Origin of the sequence: Streptomyces marokkonensis (assembly GCF_008312835.1) — a bacterium.
GTDB lineage: Bacteria > Actinomycetota > Actinomycetes > Streptomycetales > Streptomycetaceae > Streptomyces > Streptomyces marokkonensis_A.
Genome location: NZ_VSKS01000006.1, coordinates 114942 through 131394 on the forward strand (window position 1 = coordinate 114942; position 16453 = coordinate 131394).

At 72.1% G+C, this 16453-nt stretch carries 14 protein-coding genes; 8 read left to right on the top strand and 6 right to left on the bottom strand.

From position 1 onward, the window contains the following. Positions 1 to 66: 66 nt before the first annotated feature. Genes F1615_RS12810 through F1615_RS12830 form a run of 5 tightly spaced genes read right to left on the bottom strand, consistent with a single transcriptional unit; the run spans position 67 to position 5092 of the window. Positions 67 to 387: an L-rhamnose mutarotase gene (locus F1615_RS12810; RefSeq protein WP_149549067.1), complete on the bottom strand. Its 321-nt coding sequence runs from the start codon at positions 385 to 387 to the stop codon at positions 67 to 69. A 31-nt stretch (positions 388 to 418) separates the two neighbouring features. After that, on the bottom strand, positions 419 to 1501 hold the full coding sequence (rhaS, locus tag F1615_RS12815; RefSeq protein ID WP_149549068.1) for a rhamnose ABC transporter substrate-binding protein: 1083 nt from the start codon (positions 1499 to 1501) through the stop codon (positions 419 to 421). Between the two features lie 27 nt (positions 1502 to 1528). After that, the gene (locus F1615_RS12820; protein WP_149549069.1) at positions 1529 to 2545 is read right to left on the bottom strand and encodes an ABC transporter permease; all 1017 of its coding nucleotides are present in this window, start codon (positions 2543 to 2545) and stop codon (positions 1529 to 1531) included. Next, complete coding sequence (locus tag F1615_RS12825) at positions 2538 to 3578, bottom strand: ABC transporter permease (protein WP_149549070.1); 1041 nt, start codon at positions 3576 to 3578, stop codon at positions 2538 to 2540. The genes F1615_RS12820 and F1615_RS12825 overlap by 8 nt, the downstream gene beginning before the upstream one ends. Further along, positions 3575 to 5092, bottom strand: a complete 1518-nt coding sequence (locus tag F1615_RS12830) for a sugar ABC transporter ATP-binding protein (RefSeq protein WP_149549071.1) — start codon at positions 5090 to 5092, stop codon at positions 3575 to 3577. The genes F1615_RS12825 and F1615_RS12830 overlap by 4 nt, the downstream gene beginning before the upstream one ends. A gap of 262 nt (positions 5093 to 5354) precedes the next feature. On the opposite strand from F1615_RS12830, the gene rhaI reads away from it, so the two are divergent. The 8 genes from rhaI to F1615_RS12870 all read left to right on the top strand — a co-directional run bounded on the left by rhaI (position 5355) and on the right by F1615_RS12870 (position 15530). Then, positions 5355 to 6515, top strand: a complete 1161-nt coding sequence (gene rhaI / locus F1615_RS12835) for an L-rhamnose isomerase (protein WP_149549072.1) — start codon at positions 5355 to 5357, stop codon at positions 6513 to 6515. A gap of 145 nt (positions 6516 to 6660) precedes the next feature. Then, on the top strand, positions 6661 to 8700 hold the full coding sequence (locus F1615_RS12840) for a bifunctional aldolase/short-chain dehydrogenase (protein WP_149549073.1): 2040 nt from the start codon (positions 6661 to 6663) through the stop codon (positions 8698 to 8700). Further along, positions 8697 to 10145: a rhamnulokinase gene (locus F1615_RS12845; RefSeq protein WP_149549074.1), complete on the top strand. Its 1449-nt coding sequence runs from the start codon at positions 8697 to 8699 to the stop codon at positions 10143 to 10145. Before F1615_RS12840 ends, F1615_RS12845 begins: the two co-directional genes overlap by 4 nt. Positions 10146 to 10219: 74 nt before the next feature. Beyond that, complete coding sequence (locus tag F1615_RS12850) at positions 10220 to 10975, top strand: (Fe-S)-binding protein (protein WP_149549075.1); 756 nt, start codon at positions 10220 to 10222, stop codon at positions 10973 to 10975. Further along, positions 10972 to 12531, top strand: a complete 1560-nt coding sequence (locus F1615_RS12855) for a LutB/LldF family L-lactate oxidation iron-sulfur protein (protein ID WP_167533731.1) — start codon at positions 10972 to 10974, stop codon at positions 12529 to 12531. Before F1615_RS12850 ends, F1615_RS12855 begins: the two co-directional genes overlap by 4 nt. Next, complete coding sequence (locus F1615_RS12860; RefSeq protein ID WP_149549077.1) at positions 12528 to 13169, top strand: LutC/YkgG family protein; 642 nt, start codon at positions 12528 to 12530, stop codon at positions 13167 to 13169. Before F1615_RS12855 ends, F1615_RS12860 begins: the two co-directional genes overlap by 4 nt. Positions 13170 to 13311: 142 nt before the next feature. After that, entirely contained in the window at positions 13312 to 14169 is an 858-nt protein-coding gene (locus F1615_RS12865) for an AAA family ATPase (RefSeq protein ID WP_149549078.1), read from the top strand. Further along, positions 14166 to 15530, top strand: coding sequence for a vWA domain-containing protein (locus tag F1615_RS12870; RefSeq protein ID WP_244328708.1), 1365 nt, complete (start codon positions 14166 to 14168; stop codon positions 15528 to 15530). Before F1615_RS12865 ends, F1615_RS12870 begins: the two co-directional genes overlap by 4 nt. Positions 15531 to 15552: 22 nt before the next feature. Here F1615_RS12870 and F1615_RS12875 read toward each other — a convergent pair whose 3' ends face one another. Continuing rightward, positions 15553 to 16392, bottom strand: a complete 840-nt coding sequence (locus F1615_RS12875) for a patatin-like phospholipase family protein (protein ID WP_149549079.1) — start codon at positions 16390 to 16392, stop codon at positions 15553 to 15555. Positions 16393 to 16453 lie beyond the last annotated feature (61 nt).

Here is a 16453-nt window from a genome sequence, read left to right on the forward strand (position 1 = left end):
GCAGTCGGGAGTCGACGAGGCGCACCCCGGCCAGCAGGGTGCGTCGTCTCGTCCCGGGTTCCGTCGTCAGGCGAGGTGGAAGACCTCGGTCAGCGGTTTCATCGCCTCGTCGGGCCGGGCGCCGTCGAGGGACTCGAAGAAGGGGGACATCTCGGCCTGCCAGCGGGCGTTGACCTCGGTGGCCTCCATGCCGGCCCGGGCCGCCTCGAAGTCCTCGGTCTCCAGGTAGCCGACGAGCAGGCCGTCGTCGCGCAGGAAGAGGGAGTAGTTGTGCCAGCCGGTGGCCGAGAGCGCCTCGCGCATCCCGGGCCACACGGCGGCGTGGCGTTCGCGGTACTCGGTGATCCGGTCCTGGCGGACCTTGAGCAGGAAACAGACGCGTTGCATGAGGTACCGCTCCTCCGGATGCAGTTTCGGATCAGAAGTCGAACTGGTCGATGTTCTCGGCGTTGAAGACGGTGGGCTTGCCGAGGTTGATCACGCCGTCCCCGCCGATGGTGTACTCGCCCATCGCGCCGGCCTCGAAGGTCTCGCCCTCCTTGCCGGTGATCTGGCCGGAGGCCAGCGCGACGGCGGTACGGGCGGCCAGTTCGCCGAGCTTCGCCGGGTCCCAGAGCTCGAACGCCTCGACGGTGCCGTTCTTGACGTACTTGCGCATGTCGTTGGGGGTGCCGAGCCCGGTCAGCTTGACCTTGCCCTTGTACTTGGAGCCGGACAGGTACTGGGCGGCCGCCTTGATGCCGACGGTGGTCGGGGAGATGATCCCCTTCAGGTTCGGGTACTCCTGGAGCAGGCCCTGGGTCTGCTGGAAGGACTGCTGGGCGTCGTCGTTGCCGTACGCGACCTTCACCAGCTTCATGTCCTTGTACTCGGGCTTCTTCAGCTCGTCCTTCATGTAGTCGATCCAGGTGTTCTGGTTCGTCGCGGTCTGCGCGGCGGACAGGATCGCTATCTCGCCCTTGTGGCCGATCTGCTCGGCGAGCAGCTGCACCTCGGTACGGCCCAGATCCTCGGCGGAGGCCTGCGAGACGAAGGCGTTGCGGCAGTCGGCGGTGGTGTCGGAGTCGTAGGTGACGACCTTGATGCCGTTCTTCATGGCCTGCTTGAGCGCGGTGCACAGGGCACCGGGGTCCTGCGCGGACACGGCCATCGCGTCGACCTGCTGCTGGGTGAGGGTGTTGACGTAGGAGACCTGGCCGGCGGTGTCGGTGGCGCTGGAGGGGCCGACCTCCTTGTAGGCCGAGCCCAGTTCCTTCACGGCCTTCTCGCCGCCCTTGTCGGCGGTGGTGAAGTAGGGGTTGTTGACCTGCTTGGGCAGGAAGCCGACGGTCAGGCCCTTCTTGGTGGCCGCGTCGGGATCGGCCTTGCCGGCCGGGGCCGCCGCGCCGCCCTCGCTCTTGACGTCCTCCTTGGTCGTGCCGCCGCAGGCGGTGGCGGCCAGGGCGAGCGAGGTGACGGCGGCGAGGGCCGCGCAGGTACGGCTCAGGGATGCCTTGCGCATGGTGGGTTCCTTGGGGGCGAGGAGGGGTCAGGGGGTCGGGGCGGGCGTCCTGGAGACCGGTGGTGACCCGGCCGCCCGTCGTCCGGCGCGTGCGACGGCGATCTGCCGGGCCACACGCGGTCCGAGCACGGACAGCACCAGCAGCACACCGGTGACGACGATCTGCGACTGCGCGGAGACGTCCTGGAGGCTCATGACGTTCTGCAGCGCCCCGAGCAGGAACACACCGGCGATGGCGCCGCCGAGCGTGCCCTTGCCGCCGTCGAAGTCGATTCCGCCGAGCAGTACGGCGGCCACGACGGACAGTTCCAGCCCGGTGGCGTTGTCGTAGCGGGCGCTGGCGTAGTGCAGCGCCCAGAAGATGCCGGTCAGGGAGGCCATCAGACCGGTCAGGGTGAACAGGAGCAGCTTCTGCCGCTTGACGCGGACACCGGCGAAGCGCGCGGCCTCCTCACTGGCGCCGATGGCGAACAGCGACCGGCCGAACGGCGTGGCGTGCAGCGCGACCACGGCGATGGCGAGCAGGGCGAGGAACGGCAGGAAGGCGTCCGGGATGGACGTGTCGCCGATGCGCCCGGACGCGAACTCCAGGTACCGCGAGGGAAAGTCGGTCACCGCGTCGGACCCGAGCACGATCTGCGCGATGCCCCGGTAGGCGGCGAGCGTGCCGATGGTGACGGCGAGGGACGGCAGGCCGAGCCTGGTCACCAGCAGGCCGTTGATCAGCCCGCACACCACGCCCAGGAGCAGGCAGATCGGGATGATCGCCTCGATGGTCATGCCCTGGTTCCACAGGGCGCCCATCACGGCACCGGAAAGACCGGCGGTGGACGCGACCGAGAGGTCGATCTCACCGGAGACAACCAGCAGGGTCATCGGCAGGGCGATCAGCGCGATGGGAAGCGTGTTGCCGATCAGGAACGACAGGTTGAGCGCGTTGCCGAAGCCGTCGACGAAGCCGAAGGAGAACAGCAGGACCACGACGAGGAGGGCGCCCACGACCGTGTCCCAGCGGATCGCTCGGCTCAGGGAGATGTCAGCCATGGCGGGCGTTCCTCTTCTTCAGGGCGGAGGCCACGCGCAGCGCGACGATCCGGTCGACCGCGATCGCGAGGATGAGCAGGATGCCGTTGATGGCGAGCACCCAGACGGAGCTGACGCCGAGGGCGGGCAGCACGCTGTTGATGGAGGTCAGCAGCAGCGCGCCGAGGGCAGCGCCGTAGACGCTTCCGGAACCGCCGGTGAAGACGACGCCGCCGACCACGACCGCGCTGACGACGGTCAGTTCGTAGCCGTTGCCGGTGCCGGAGTCGACGTTGCCGAACCGGGCCAGGTACATCGCGCCGGCGAGCCCGGCGAGCGCACCGCAGACGGTGTACGCGGCGAGGATCCGCTTGCGGACGGGGATGCCGGCGAGGCGGGCGGCCTCGGGGTGGGAGCCGAGCGCGTACAGCTCGCGGCCGCCGGCGAAGTGCCTGAGGTAGTAGGCGGTGGCGATGAGCACCGCCAGCGCGATCAGCGCCAGGTACGGCACCGCCGAGATGCCGCCGGAGCCGAAGTCGACGAATCCGCCCGGCAGATCGGCCGCGGTGATCTGCCGGGAGCCGACCCAGATGGAGTCGATGCCGCGGATGATGTAGAGCGTGCCGAGGGTGACGACGAGCGCGGGCACTTGGCCGAGGCTGACGAGCAGTCCGTTGAGCAGTCCGAAGCCGATGCCGAGCAGGACCGCCAGCGCGATCGCCACGACCGGGTTGCCGCCGCCCTGGAGATACGTGCCGGCGGCGAACGCGCTGATGCCGAGCGTGGAGCCGACGGACAGGTCGACGTTGCGGGTGATGACGACCAGGGACTGGCCGGTGGCGACCAGGACGAGGATGGTCGCGTTCAGCAGCAGGTCCTTGATGCCCTGCTCGGACAGGAACTCGCTGTTGCCGGCCTGGGTGACGGCGATCATCACCAGGAAGACGGCCAGGATGGCCAGTTCGCGCATCTTGAACACGCGGTCGGCCAGCCGGGCGGCGCCGGCCTTGGGCACATCCGCCACGGGGGCGGGGTCGGGGCTGAGCACCGTCATGCGGCTGTCCTCCCCGTGGCTGCTGCCATCACGGCTTCCTCGGTGGCGTCGGCGCGGGGGATCTCGGCGGTGAGCCGGCCCTCGTGCATCACCAGCACGCGGTCGGCCATGCCGAGGATCTCGGGCAGGTCGGAGGAGATCATCAGGACGGCCACGCCGTCGGCGGCGAGCCGGGACAGCAGCCGGTGCACCTCGGCCTTGGTGCCGACGTCGATGCCGCGCGTGGGCTCGTCGACGATCAGCACCTTCGGGGCGGTGGCGAGCCACTTGGCGAGGACGACCTTCTGCTGGTTGCCGCCGGACAGGGTGTCGACCGTGTCGGCGATCCGGGCGTACTTGACCTGGAGTCTGACCGCCCAGTCGAGGGCGCGGCTGCGCTCGGCGCCGCGGTCCATCAGTCCCGCCCGCACGGTCGTACGGAGCCCGGTGAGGCCGATGTTGCGCTCGATGGACATGTCCATCACCAGGCCCTGGGCGCGCCGGTCCTCGGGGACCAGGGCGAGGCCGGCGGCCATGGCGGTGGAGGGGGCTCCGTTGGTCAGCTTCCGCCCGTCGACCTCCACCTCCCCGGCGTCCCAGCGGTCGATGCCGAACACCGCGCGTGCGACCTCGGTGCGGCCGGCGCCGACCAGCCCGGCCAGGCCGACGATCTCACCGCGGCGCACGTCGAAGGAGACGTCGGTGAAGACGCCCTCGCGGGTCAGCCGGCGCACGCTCAGGGCGGTTTCGCCCGGGCTGACGTCCTGCTTGGGGTAGAGCTCGTCGAGGTCGCGGCCGACCATGCGGCGGATCAGGTCGTCCTCGGTCATGCCGTCCAGCGGCTCGCTGGAGATCCAGGCGCCGTCGCGCAGGGTGGTGACCCGCCGGCTGATCTCGAAGATCTCCTCCAGACGGTGGGAGATGAACAGCACCGCGGCACCCTGGTCGCGCAGGGTGCGCACGACGCCGAAGAGGCGGGCGACCTCGCTGCCGGTGAGTGCGGCGGTGGGCTCGTCCATGATCAGGACGCGGGCGTCGAAGGAGAGTGCCTTGGCGATCTCGACGATCTGCTGGTCGGCGATGGACAGACCGCGGGCCGGGCGGTCCGGGTCCAGTTCGACGCCCAGCCGCTTCATCAGGGCGGCGGTCGCCTCGTACGTGGCCCGGTGGTCGATCCGGCCGAAGGCCCGTCGGGGCTGACGGCCCATGAAGATGTTCTCGGCGATCGACAGGTCGGGGAAGAGCGTGGGCTCCTGGTAGATCACGGCGATGCCGGCGTCGCGGGCGTCGCCGGGGCCGTGGAAGACGACAGGCGCGCCGTCGAGCAGCACCTGGCCGGCGTCCGGCCGGTGCACTCCGGCGAGCGTCTTGATGAGGGTCGACTTGCCGGCTCCGTTCTCGCCGGCGAGGGCGTGCACCTCCCCGGGGAACAGCTCCAGGGAGACGTCCCGCAGTGCACGCACCGCGCCGAAGGACCTGGAGATGCCCTTGAGCGCGAGAACCGGGGCCGGACCCGTGTCGGACGGGTGGGTCATGAGGGCTCCTCGACGACGTCGGCGGGTCGGCCCTCGCGACGTCGTGAAAGGTTTCAACTGGGTTGCCGGGACGTTAGGCGCGCGACGCATGTCACGTCAATGGGTCCCGGTCGAAAAAGTTTCGACAGCTTCAGGTCGCGCCGTGGTCACGGAGGCCGGTCCGCGCCGGAGGGGTTGACACCCCCGCGGGGGCGCCATAGCTTCCCGTCCTGAATCGTTTCACTGAAAGGTCGTTACGACCCGATGTCACAGGAGCCCTGACGTGACCGAGCTCGCCGCGGTGAAAGCCGCACTCAAGACGCAGGCAGTCGAGACGCCGTCGTGGGCGTACGGGAACTCGGGGACCCGCTTCAAGGTGTTCGCACAACCGGGCGTCCCCCGCACCCCGCAGGAGAAGCTGGACGACGCGGCCAAGGTGCACGAGTTCACGGGAGTCGCGCCGACCGTGGCGCTGCACATCCCGTGGGACAGGGTCGAGGACTACGCCGCGCTGGCCGAGCACGCCGAGGACCGTGGGGTGAGGCTCGGCGCGGTCAACTCCAACACCTTCCAGGACGACGACTACCGGCTGGGCTCCATCTGCCACCCGGACGCCGCGGTGCGCAGGAAGGCCGTCGATCACCTGCTGGAGTGCGTCGACATCATGGACGCGACCGGCTCCAGGGACCTGAAGCTGTGGTTCGCCGACGGAACGAACTACCCCGGGCAGGACGATGTGCGGTCCCGGCAGGACCGGCTGGCCGAAGGGCTGGCCGAGGTGTACGAGCGGCTCGGCGAGGGGCAGCGGATGCTGCTGGAGTACAAGCTGTTCGAGCCGGCGTTCTACACGACGGACGTGCCGGACTGGGGGACGGCGTACGCGCACTGTCTGAAGCTGGGGCCGAAGGCGCAGGTCGTCGTCGACACCGGGCACCACGCGCCGGGCACCAACATCGAGTTCATCGTCGCCACGCTGCTGCGGGAGGGGAAGCTCGGCGGGTTCGACTTCAACTCGCGGTTCTACGCGGACGACGACCTGATGGTGGGAGCCGCCGACCCGTTCCAGCTGTTCCGGATCATGTACGAGGTGGTGCGCGGGGGCGGGTTCACGTCCGAGGTCGCGTTCATGCTGGACCAGTGCCACAACATCGAGGCGAAGATCCCGGCGATCATCCGTTCCGTCATGAACGTCCAGGAAGCGACGGCCAAAGCTCTGCTCGTTGACCGGTCGGCGTTGGCTGACGCTCAGCGGGCCGGGGATGTTCTCGAGGCCAACGCCGTGCTGATGGACGCGTACAACACGGACGTGCGTCCGCTGCTGCGTGAGGTGCGGGAGGACATGGGGCTGGACCCCGAGCCCCTTGTCGCCTACCGGCGGTCCGGGTGGGCCGAGCGGATCGTCGCCGAGCGCGTCGGCGGATCGCAGGCGGGGTGGGGGGCGTAAGCGTCTGCCGGAATCCCGCCCGCCGCGGACTGCGGGCCGTTCGTGGCTGGTCGCGCCCGCGCGGCGGTAGCCGCAGACGCAGCACAGCCCCGCGCCCCTGAAGGGGCGCCCCCACCCTCCCTCGCTTCAGAAGGACTGATCGTTCATGGCAACCCACACCGAAGCCGCCGCTCTGCTCGCTCGATCGCACCGGCTCGGCGCCGATCCACGGAACACGAACTACGCCGGCGGCAACACCTCCGCCAAAGGCACCGGGACCGACCCCGTGACCGGGGGTGATGTCGGGCTGATGTGGGTCAAGGGGTCCGGGGGTGACCTCGGGACGCTGACCGAGGCGGGGCTCGCCGTGCTCCGGCTGGACCGGCTCAGGGCGCTCAAGGACGTCTACCCGGGCGTCGAGCGCGAGGACGAGATGGTCGGGGCGTTCGACTACTGCCTGCACGGCAAGGGCGGTGCGGCCCCCTCGATCGACACCGCGATGCACGGTCTCGTCGACGCCGCGCACGTGGATCACCTGCATCCCGACTCCGGTATCGCACTGGCCTGCGCGGCCGACGGGGAGAAGCTGACCGCGGAGTGCTTCGGGGACACCGTGGTGTGGGTGCCGTGGCGGCGGCCGGGTTTCCAGCTCGGGCTGGACATCGCGGCCGTGAAGGAGGCCAGTCCGGGGGCCATCGGGTGCGTGCTCGGGGGCCACGGCATCACCGCGTGGGGTGACACCTCCGAGGAGTGCGAGCGGAACTCGCTGCACATCATCCGTACCGCCGAGAGGTTCCTCGCCGAGCGCGGCCGCCCGGAGCCCTTCGGGCCCGTGATCGAGGGGTACGAGGCACTGCCCGAGGAGGAGCGGCGGGAACGGGCAGCGGCCCTGGCGCCGTACGTGCGGGCCGTCGCCTCCAAGGACCGGGCGCAGGTCGGGCACTTCGACGACTGCGACGCCGTACTGGACTTCCTGGCCCGGGCCGGGCACCCGCGGCTGGCCGCGCTGGGCACCTCCTGCCCGGACCACTTCCTGCGCACCAAGGTCCGGCCGCTCGTCCTCGACCTCCCGGCGTCCGCTCCGCTCGACGAGGCGGTCGCCCGGCTGAAGGAGCTGCACGCGGCCTATCGCGAGGAGTACGCCGCCTACTACGCGCGGCACGCCCAGGACGACTCCCCCGCCATGCGCGGCGCCGACCCGGCGATCGTGCTGGTGCCGGGCGTGGGCATGTTCAGCTTCGGCAAGGACAAGCAGACCGCGCGCGTGGCCGGGGAGTTCTACGTCAACGCGATCAACGTGATGCGCGGGGCCGAGGCGGTCTCCACGTACGCGCCGATCGAGGAGTCGGAGAAGTTCCGCATCGAGTACTGGGCGCTCGAGGAGGCCAAGCTCCGGCGGATGCCGAAGCCCAGGCCGCTCGCCACCCGGGTGGCGCTGGTGACCGGCGCGGGCAGCGGGATCGGCAGGGCGATCGCCCGGCGGCTGGTCGCCGAGGGCGCGTGCGTGGTCGTGGCCGATCTGAACGCGGAGAACGCCGCGCGGGTCGCCGAGGAACTGGGCGGGTCCGACAAGGCCGTCGCCGTGACGGTCGACGTGACCGACGAGGAGCAGATCGCCGCTGCCTTCAAGGCGGCCCTGCTCGCCTTCGGCGGGGTCGACCTGGTGGTGAACAACGCCGGGATCTCGATCTCCAAGCCGCTGCGGGAGACGTCCGTGAAGGACTGGGACCTCCAGCACGACATCATGGCCCGCGGTTCCTTCCTCGTCTCGCGCGAGGCGGCCCGGGTGATGACCGCGCAGGAGCTGGGCGGCGACATCGTGTACATCGCCAGCAAGAACGCCGTGTTCGCCGGTCCCCACAACATCGCGTACTCGGCGGCCAAGGCCGACCAGGCCCACCAGGTGCGGCTGCTGGCCGCCGAGCTGGGCGAGCACGGGATCCGGGTCAACGGCGTCAACCCGGACGGTGTGGTGCGCGGCTCGGGCATCTTCGCGGGCGGGTGGGGCGCCGAGCGTGCCGCCGTGTACGGGGTGCCGGAGGAGAAGCTGGGCGAGTTCTACGCGCAGCGGACGCTGCTGAAGCGGGAGGTGCTCCCCGAGCACGTGGCGAACGCCGTGTTCGCGCTCACCGGCGGCGACCTCACCCACACCACCGGACTGCACGTCCCGGTCGACGCCGGCGTCGCCGCCGCGTTCCTGCGGTGAGCACCGCCGTGAAGAGGTACGCCGCGGTCGACCTGGGCGCGTCCGGCGGACGCGTCATGGCCGGCCGCGTGGGTCCCGACAGCCTCGAGCTGACCGAGGTCCACCGGTTCCCGAACCGGCCGGTGCGGGTCCCCGAAGGACTGCGCTGGGACGTGCTCGGCCTGTACGCCGGGGTGCTGGACGGACTGAAGGCGTCCGGCGCGGTGGATTCCGTCGGTATCGACAGCTGGGCCGTGGACTACGGGCTGCTGGACACGGACGGGGCGCTGCTCGGCAATCCCGTGCACTACCGCGACGGCCGTACCGACGGGATCGCGGAGAAGGTGTGGGCGACGGTGCCCCCCGAGGAGCTGTACGCGGCGACCGGAGTGCAGTACGCGCCGTTCAACACCCTGTACCAGGTGACGGCGGCCCGCGGCTCGGCGCACTGGGCACGGGCGGCGAGACTGCTGCTGGTCCCTGACCTGCTGACGTACTGGCTGACCGGTGAACAGGGCACCGAACTGACCAACGCCTCGACCACCCAGCTGATCGACCCGCGCACCCGCGACTGGGCGCACGGGGTCGCGGAGCGGCTGGACATCGACCTGGGGCTGTTCGCGCCGCTGCGCCGGCCGGGGGACCCGGCCGGGGTGCTGCGGCCGGAGGTGCTGGAGGAGACCGGGCTGACCGGGCCGGTCCCGGTGACGGCGGTCGGCTCGCACGACACCGCCTCCGCGGTGGCCGCGGTGCCCGCGGACGGTGTGCGGTTCGCGTACATCTGCACCGGCACCTGGTCGCTCGCCGGGCTGGAGCTGGACGCTCCGGTGCTGACCGAGGAGAGCCGGACCGCCAACTTCACCAACGAGCTGGGACTGGACGGCACGGTCCGCTACCTGCGCAACATCATGGGCCTGTGGCTGCTCCAGGAGTGCCTGCGAACCTGGGGCGAGCCTGATCTGGGCGCGCTGCTGCGCGAGGCGGCCCAGGTGCCGGCGCTGCGGTCGGTGGTGGACGCCGGGGACGCGGCGTTCCTCGCGCCGGGGCGGATGCCGGAGCGGATCGCCGGGGCCTGCCGGGACTCGGGGCAGCCGGTGCCGGTGTCGCCCGCCGAGGTCACGCGCTGCATCCTGGACTCGCTCGCCCTGGCCCACCGCACGGCGGTCGAGGAGGCGCAGCGGCTCGCCGGGCAGCCGGTGGACGTCGTGCACGTCGTGGGCGGCGGCACCCGCAACGCCCTGCTGTGCCAGCTGACCGCCGACGCCTGCGGGCTGCCGGTGGTGGCCGGGCCGGCGGAGGCGGCGGCGCTGGGCAATGTGCTGGTGCAGGCCCGCGCGCACGGACTGGTCGGCGACCTCGCCGGGATGCGGCGGCTGCTCGCCCGCACCCAGCCGCTGACGCGGTACGAACCGCGCGGCGGCACACAGCGGTGGCGGGCGGCACAGGCCCGGCTCGCCCGGGGCTGACCCGGGTCTCCCCCGGGCTCCCTCCGCCGCACTACCCTGCACTCACCCGTTGATCGAATCCACAAGGAGCCGCGATGCGTGTCGCTCTGTTCCTGACCTGCGTCAACGACACGCTCTATCCGGAGACCGGGCGCGCCGTGGTGAAACTCCTGACCAGGCTGGGCGTCGACGTCGACTTCCCGATGGCGCAGACCTGTTGCGGTCAGGCGCACTACAACACCGGGTACCGGCACGAGGCCGAGCCGATGGCGCTGCACTTCTCCGACGTCTTCCGGGACTACGAGGCGATCGTGACGCCGTCCGGTTCGTGCGGGGCGATGGTGCGGGAGCTGTATCCGAGGATGGGTGAGCGGGCCCGGGCCGAGGGGCGCGGGGACACCCTCGCGGCGACGCTGGCGCCGGTCGTGCCGAAGACGTACGAGCTCACCGAGTTCCTGGTGGACGTGCTGGGGGTGACGGACGTCGGGGCGTACTACCCGCACAGGGTGACCTACCACCCGACCTGCCACGGGCTGCGCGGTCTCGGCCTGGGCGAGCGGCCGCTCAGGCTGCTGCGGGCGGTGAAGGGGCTGGAGCTGGCCGAGCTGCCGGGCGCCGAGGAGTGCTGCGGGTTCGGCGGCACGTTCGCCCTGAAGAACCCCGACGTCTCGGCGGCGATGGGCGCCGACAAGGTGCGCAACGCCGAGTCGACGGGCGCCGAGGTGCTGTGCGCGGCGGACAACTCCTGTCTGATGCACATCGGTGGAACGATGACGAGGCTGCGCACCGGTGTGCGGCCGGTGCACATCGCGGAGATCCTGGCGAGCACGGAGGAGGAACCGGCCCTATGAGCGGTACGTTCGTCGGGATGCCTGCGTTTCCCCCGCCCACCCACGCTGCGTTTCCCCCGCCCACCCACGCTGCGTCTCCCCCGCCCACCCACCCGGCGTTTCCGGTGGCCGCGCGGGACGCCGTGCGCGACGGCACCCTGCGCGGCAATCTGCGGCACGCCACGCACACCATCCGGGCCAAGCGCGAGAAGGCCGTCGCCGAGCTCGCCGACTGGGCGGAGCTGCGGGAGGCGGGCAAGCGCATCAAGGACCACACGCTCCGTCATCTGGACCGCTACCTGGTGCAGTTGGAGGAGTCGGTGACGGCCGCGGGCGGCACCGTGCACTGGGCCGCCGACGCCGACGAGGCCAACCGGATCGTCGCCCGGCTGGTCAAGGAGACCGGTGAGTCGGAGGTCGTCAAGGTCAAGTCGATGGCCACGCAGGAGATCGGGCTCAACGAGGCGCTGCTCGACGAGGGCATCCGCGCCTACGAGACCGATCTGGCCGAGCTGATCGTGCAGTTGGGCAAGGACCGGCCCTCTCACATCCTGGTGCCGGCGATCCACCGCAACCGCGGGGAGATCCGGGAGATCTTCGCCCGGGAGATGAGCGAGTGGGGCCGGCCCGCACCGGAAGGGCTGACGGACACACCGGCCGAACTGGCCGAGGCGGCACGGCTGCACCTGCGGGAGAAGTTCCTCCGCGCCGCGGTGGGCATCTCCGGCGCGAACTTCATGGTCGCCGAGACCGGCACGCTGGTGGTGGTGGAGTCCGAGGGCAACGGGCGGATGTGCCTGACCCTGCCCGAGACGCTGATCTCGGTCGTCGGCATCGAGAAGGTCGTGCCGACCTGGCAGGACCTGGAGGTGTTCCTGCAGACCCTCCCCCGCTCCTCGACGGCCGAGCGGATGAACCCGTACACCAGCACCTGGACCGGCACCACCGACGATGACGGTCCGCGCACCTTCCACCTGGTCCTGCTGGACAACGGCCGCACCGACACCCTCGCCGACGAGGTGGGCCGGCAGGCGCTGCGCTGCATCCGCTGCTCGGCCTGTCTCAACGTCTGCCCGGTGTACGAGCGGGCCGGAGGCCACGCGTACGGCTCGGTCTACCCCGGGCCGATCGGCGCGATCCTCAGCCCCCAGCTGCGGGGCACCGGCAGCGAGATCGACGCGTCCCTGCCGTACGCCTCGTCGCTGTGCGGGGCCTGCTACGAGGTGTGCCCCGTCGCCATCGACATCCCCGAGGTGCTGGTGCACCTGCGGGAACGGGTGGTGGAGGGCGGCCGGGTGACGCGGGCGGGCAACACGGTGGTGCTGCGACCCGCCAAGGGGCACGCCGCCGAGCGGGCGGCGATGCGCGCGGCCCGCTGGGCGTTCACCCGTCCCGGTGCCCTGCGCGCGGGCCAGCGCCTCGCCTCGCGCACCCGCCGCCTCCACCCGCGCACCCTGCCCGGGCCCGGCCGGGCGTGGAGCGGGACCCGGGACCTGCCGCCGGTGCCCGCGGAGCCGTTCCGGGACTGGTGGCAGCGCACTCGGGGCGGCGACGGCGGGAAGGGAGCGGCGAAGTGAGCGGCAGGGAACGGATCCTGGGCCGGGTGCGGCGCGCCCTCGCCGGCGCACCGGGCGACGACATCCCGTACGAGCGGGCGGTCGCCCGGGACTATCTGCGCGAGCACGGTGAGCGCACGGCCGGGCAGACGGTGGACCTGCTCGCGGAGAACCTGGCGGACTACCGGGCGGTCGTGCACCGTACCGACGCGGCCGGGCTGCCCGGTGTCGTCGCCGGGCTGCTCACGGCGCGCGGCGCGTCGTCGGTGCTCGTGCCGCCCGGCCTCGACGAGGACTGGCTGGCGTCGACGGAGGTGACCCGGGTGGCCGACCGGGCGGAGAGCACCCCCCGGGAGCTGGACCGGGTGGACAGTGTGGTGACCGCCTGCGCCGTGGCCGTCGCCGAGACGGGCACGATCGTGCTGGACGGCTCCCCCGACCAGGGCCGGCGCCGCATCACGCTGATCCCCGACCACCACATCTGTGTGGTCCGCGTGCCGGACCAGGTCGTCTCCTCCGTCCCCCTGGCCCTCGCGCGCCTCGACCCGGCACGCCCCCTCACCTGGATCTCCGGTCCGTCGGCGACCAGCGACATCGAGCTCGACCGGGTCGAGGGCGTCCACGGGCCGCGCACGCTGGAGGTCGTACTGGTGCGGTGAGCCCTCCAGGACCGGAGGGGGACGACGGCGGGGACGGTGACCGCGACCACGTGACAGAGCGGTGAGCAAGCGCTTGGATAGGGTCCGGGCGCCCCATGGGTGTCCGGACACCGTCGTTCCCGCGCACAGCCGGAGGATCCTGTTGTTCACTTCTGTCGACGACGTCTCCGCGCGCCTCGCCGAGACCGGATACCTGGCGTCGCCCGCGGTGGCCACGACCGTCTTCCTCGCCGACCGGCTCGGCAAGCCGCTGCTGGTGGAGGGTCCTGCCGGAGTCGGCAAGACCGAGCTCGCCAAGGCCGTCGCCCAGGTCGCCGGGGCCCGCCTGATCCGCCTCCAGTGCTACGAGGGCGTCGACGAGTCGCGGGCGCTGTACGAGTGGAACCACGCCAAGCAGCTGCTGCGGATCAGCGCCGGCCGCGACGAGAGCTGGGACGAGACCCGCACGGACATCTTCGGCGAGGAGTTCCTGCTGCCCCGCCCGCTGCTCACCGCGATCCGCGGCGACGACCCCAAGGTGCTGCTGATCGACGAGACCGACAAGGCCGACGTGGAGGTCGAGGGCCTGCTGCTGGAGGTGCTCAGCGACTTCCAGGTGACCGTTCCGGAGCTGGGCACCGTCACCGCGACCCGCCGCCCCTTCGTGGTCCTCACCTCGAACGCGACGCGTGAGCTGTCCGAGGCGCTGCGCCGCCGCTGTCTGTTCCTGCACATCGGTTTCCCCGACGCGGAGCTGGAGCGGCGGATCGTACGGCTGAGGGTGCCGGGCATCGACGCGGCGCTGGCCGAGTCCGTCGTCCGGGTGGTGGGGGCGCTGCGCGCGATGGACCTGCGGAAGGTGCCGTCGGTGGCCGAGACCATCGACTGGGCCCGCACCCTGCTGGCGCTCGGTGCCGCCACCCTGGACGAGACGGTCGTGCGCGACAGCCTGGGCGTGATCCTCAAGCACCAGGACGACATCCAGAAGGCGGCGGCCAAGCTCGATCTGGACGCCGTGTGAGCGCCGTGGCGGACGCGGACCTCGCGGCACGGCTGACCGGTCTCGTCGACGCGCTCCGCTCGCACGGCGTGCGCATCGGCACCGGCGAGACCGTGGACGCGGCCCGCGCGGTGGAGGTACTCGGACTCGCCGACCGGGAGCTGCTCCGCGAGGGTCTGGCGGCGACCCTGCTGCGCGGCGCCGCACAGCGCCCCGTGTTCGACGCGGTCTTCGACCTGTACTTCCCGCGCCGGGTCGGCGCGCCGGAGGGGGAGCCCGGCGGCCGGGACGATCTGCGCGAGCGGCTGGCGGCGGCGCTCGCCGACGACGACGCGGGGCTGATGGGCCGGTTGGCGGTGGAGGCGGTCGACGGCTTCGGCGGCTACGGGAGTTCACCGGCATCGGACGGCTGGTCGTCGCACCGGACGCTGGAGCGGCTGCGGCCGCAGACACTGCTGGCGCGGGTGCGGGACGAGGTGCGCGGACGGGACGGCGGCGCGGGCTTCGGCGACCGGCTGCTGGAGGACGAGATCCGGCGGCGCATCGAGGAGTTCCGCCGGATGGTGGCCGTGGAGGCGCGGCGCCGGGTGGCGGAACGGCGGGGCCGGGACGAGATCGCCCGGCGTGCGGTGGCCCCGACCGCCGACCGTGTCGACTTCCTGTTCGCCGGGCAGGACCGGCTGGCCGAGCTGCGGCGATCGGTGCAGCCGCTGGCCCGGAAGCTGGCGACCCGGCTGGCCGCCCGCCGCCGCAGGGCCGCGCGCGGCAGCATCGATCTGCGCCGGACGCTGCGCGGCTCGCTCTCGACCGGCGGGGTGCCGATGCGGCCCGTGCTGCGCAGGCGCCGGCCCGCCCGGCCCGAACTGGTGCTGCTGTGCGATGTGTCGGGCTCGGTGTCGGGGTTCTCCGACTTCACGATGCTGCTCGTGCAGGCGCTGCACGACCAGTTCGCCAAGGTGCGGGTGTTCGCCTTCGTCAACCGGGTCGACGAGGTGACCGGGCTGCTGGTGCGCGGCGCCGCCGACGCGGAAGGCCTGGGCACCCGGATCCGCGACGAGGCGACCCTCACCGGCTGGCACGGCAGCAGCGACTACGGCATGGCGCTGGGCGAGTTCGCCGAGCGGTACGCCGATGCCGTGGGCCCGCGCACGACGGTGTTCGTCCTCGGCGACGCCCGCACCAACATGGGCGACCCCAACCTGGCGGCCGTGCGCGAGCTGGTCCGGCGTGCCCGGCGCGTCCACTGGCTCAACCCCGAGCAGCGCTCCCGCTGGGGCACGGGCGACTCCGCGGCACCCGAGTACGCGGAGCTGGTGGAGATGCACGAGTGCCGGAACGTAAGGCAGTTGAACGCCCTGGTGGGGCGGTTGCTGCCGGTGTGACCGCGGCGCCGGGCCCGGTCGTTCAGCCGTACCGGACGGACCGGACCCGGTCGGCGCAGTCGGCCGCCTGCCGCAGTCCCGCCCGGGCGGCGCCCGGCACGCGGGAGGCGTCCAGGGCGTTGCGGCCGAAGGCCCGCCGTGCCTCCCGGTCGGGTACCAGCACGGTGGCGCGCGCACCGCCCGCCCGCAGCGCGGCCACCTGGCCGGTGACGCCGGGGCTCGCGCCGGGGCCCTTGGGGACCGGGGCCAGGACGACGACCCGCCGGCAGTCGTCCACGAGGTCCGCGTTGGTCGTGGAACGCACGCCTCCGTCCATCCAGCGCCCCTCCCCCATCGTGATCGGCGGGAACAGGGGCGGCAGGGCGCAGGTGGCGGCCATGGCGCGCAGCAGGTCGACCCCGCTGTCGGCGCCGAAACCCTCGGTCCGCCCGGTGCGCGCGTCGGTGGCGAAGATCCGCAGCGTCCGCTCCGGCCATTCCCGGACGGGCAGGTGAGGCCGGATCGCGTCGAACACATCGGCCTCCGGCACACCGCGGACCGCCAGCGCGAGTCTGCCCAGCCGTTCGACCACCGTCGCCGGGTCGCGCGAACCGAGCGCGGCCCACAGGTACCTGACCGTCATGCCGAGGGTGAAGTCCACCTCCGGCAGGACCCGCTTCCCGTCGGCCTGCTCCTGGTACAGGTCGGCCGGCGCGGCTCCCGCCGCCAGATCCAGCGCGAGAAGCGCGCCCGCCGACGTGCCGGCCAGCACGTCGGCCCCTGCGAGGTCCACCCCGGCCTCCGCCAGCCCCGCCAGTACGCCGGTCTCCCAGGCGTAGGCGGTCAGCCCGCCCCCGCCCAGCACCAGTGCCGTCTCCGGCATGCCGCCCCCTCCCGCAGAACGGGGACCTGTCCCCGCTTACCGGCGACGACACTAACATGTA

Bases quoted from the DNA above. Each gene is read 5' to 3' on its own strand.
- F1615_RS12850 (WP_149549075.1), top strand. From the start codon at position 10,220: ATGCGTGTCGCTCTGTTCCTGACCTGCGTCAACGACACGCTCTATCCG.
- F1615_RS12855 (WP_167533731.1), top strand. From the start codon at position 10,972: ATGAGCGGTACGTTCGTCGGGATGCCTGCGTTTCCCCCGCCCACCCAC.
- F1615_RS12820 (WP_149549069.1), bottom strand. From the start codon at position 2,545: ATGGCTGACATCTCCCTGAGCCGAGCGATCCGCTGGGACACGGTCGTG.
- F1615_RS12830 (WP_149549071.1), bottom strand. From the start codon at position 5,092: ATGACCCACCCGTCCGACACGGGTCCGGCCCCGGTTCTCGCGCTCAAG.
- F1615_RS12840 (WP_149549073.1), top strand. From the start codon at position 6,661: ATGGCAACCCACACCGAAGCCGCCGCTCTGCTCGCTCGATCGCACCGG.
- F1615_RS12875 (WP_149549079.1), bottom strand. From the start codon at position 16,392: ATGCCGGAGACGGCACTGGTGCTGGGCGGGGGCGGGCTGACCGCCTAC.
- rhaS (WP_149549068.1), bottom strand. From the start codon at position 1,501: ATGCGCAAGGCATCCCTGAGCCGTACCTGCGCGGCCCTCGCCGCCGTC.
- F1615_RS12810 (WP_149549067.1), bottom strand. From the start codon at position 387: ATGCAACGCGTCTGTTTCCTGCTCAAGGTCCGCCAGGACCGGATCACC.
- F1615_RS12825 (WP_149549070.1), bottom strand. From the start codon at position 3,578: ATGACGGTGCTCAGCCCCGACCCCGCCCCCGTGGCGGATGTGCCCAAG.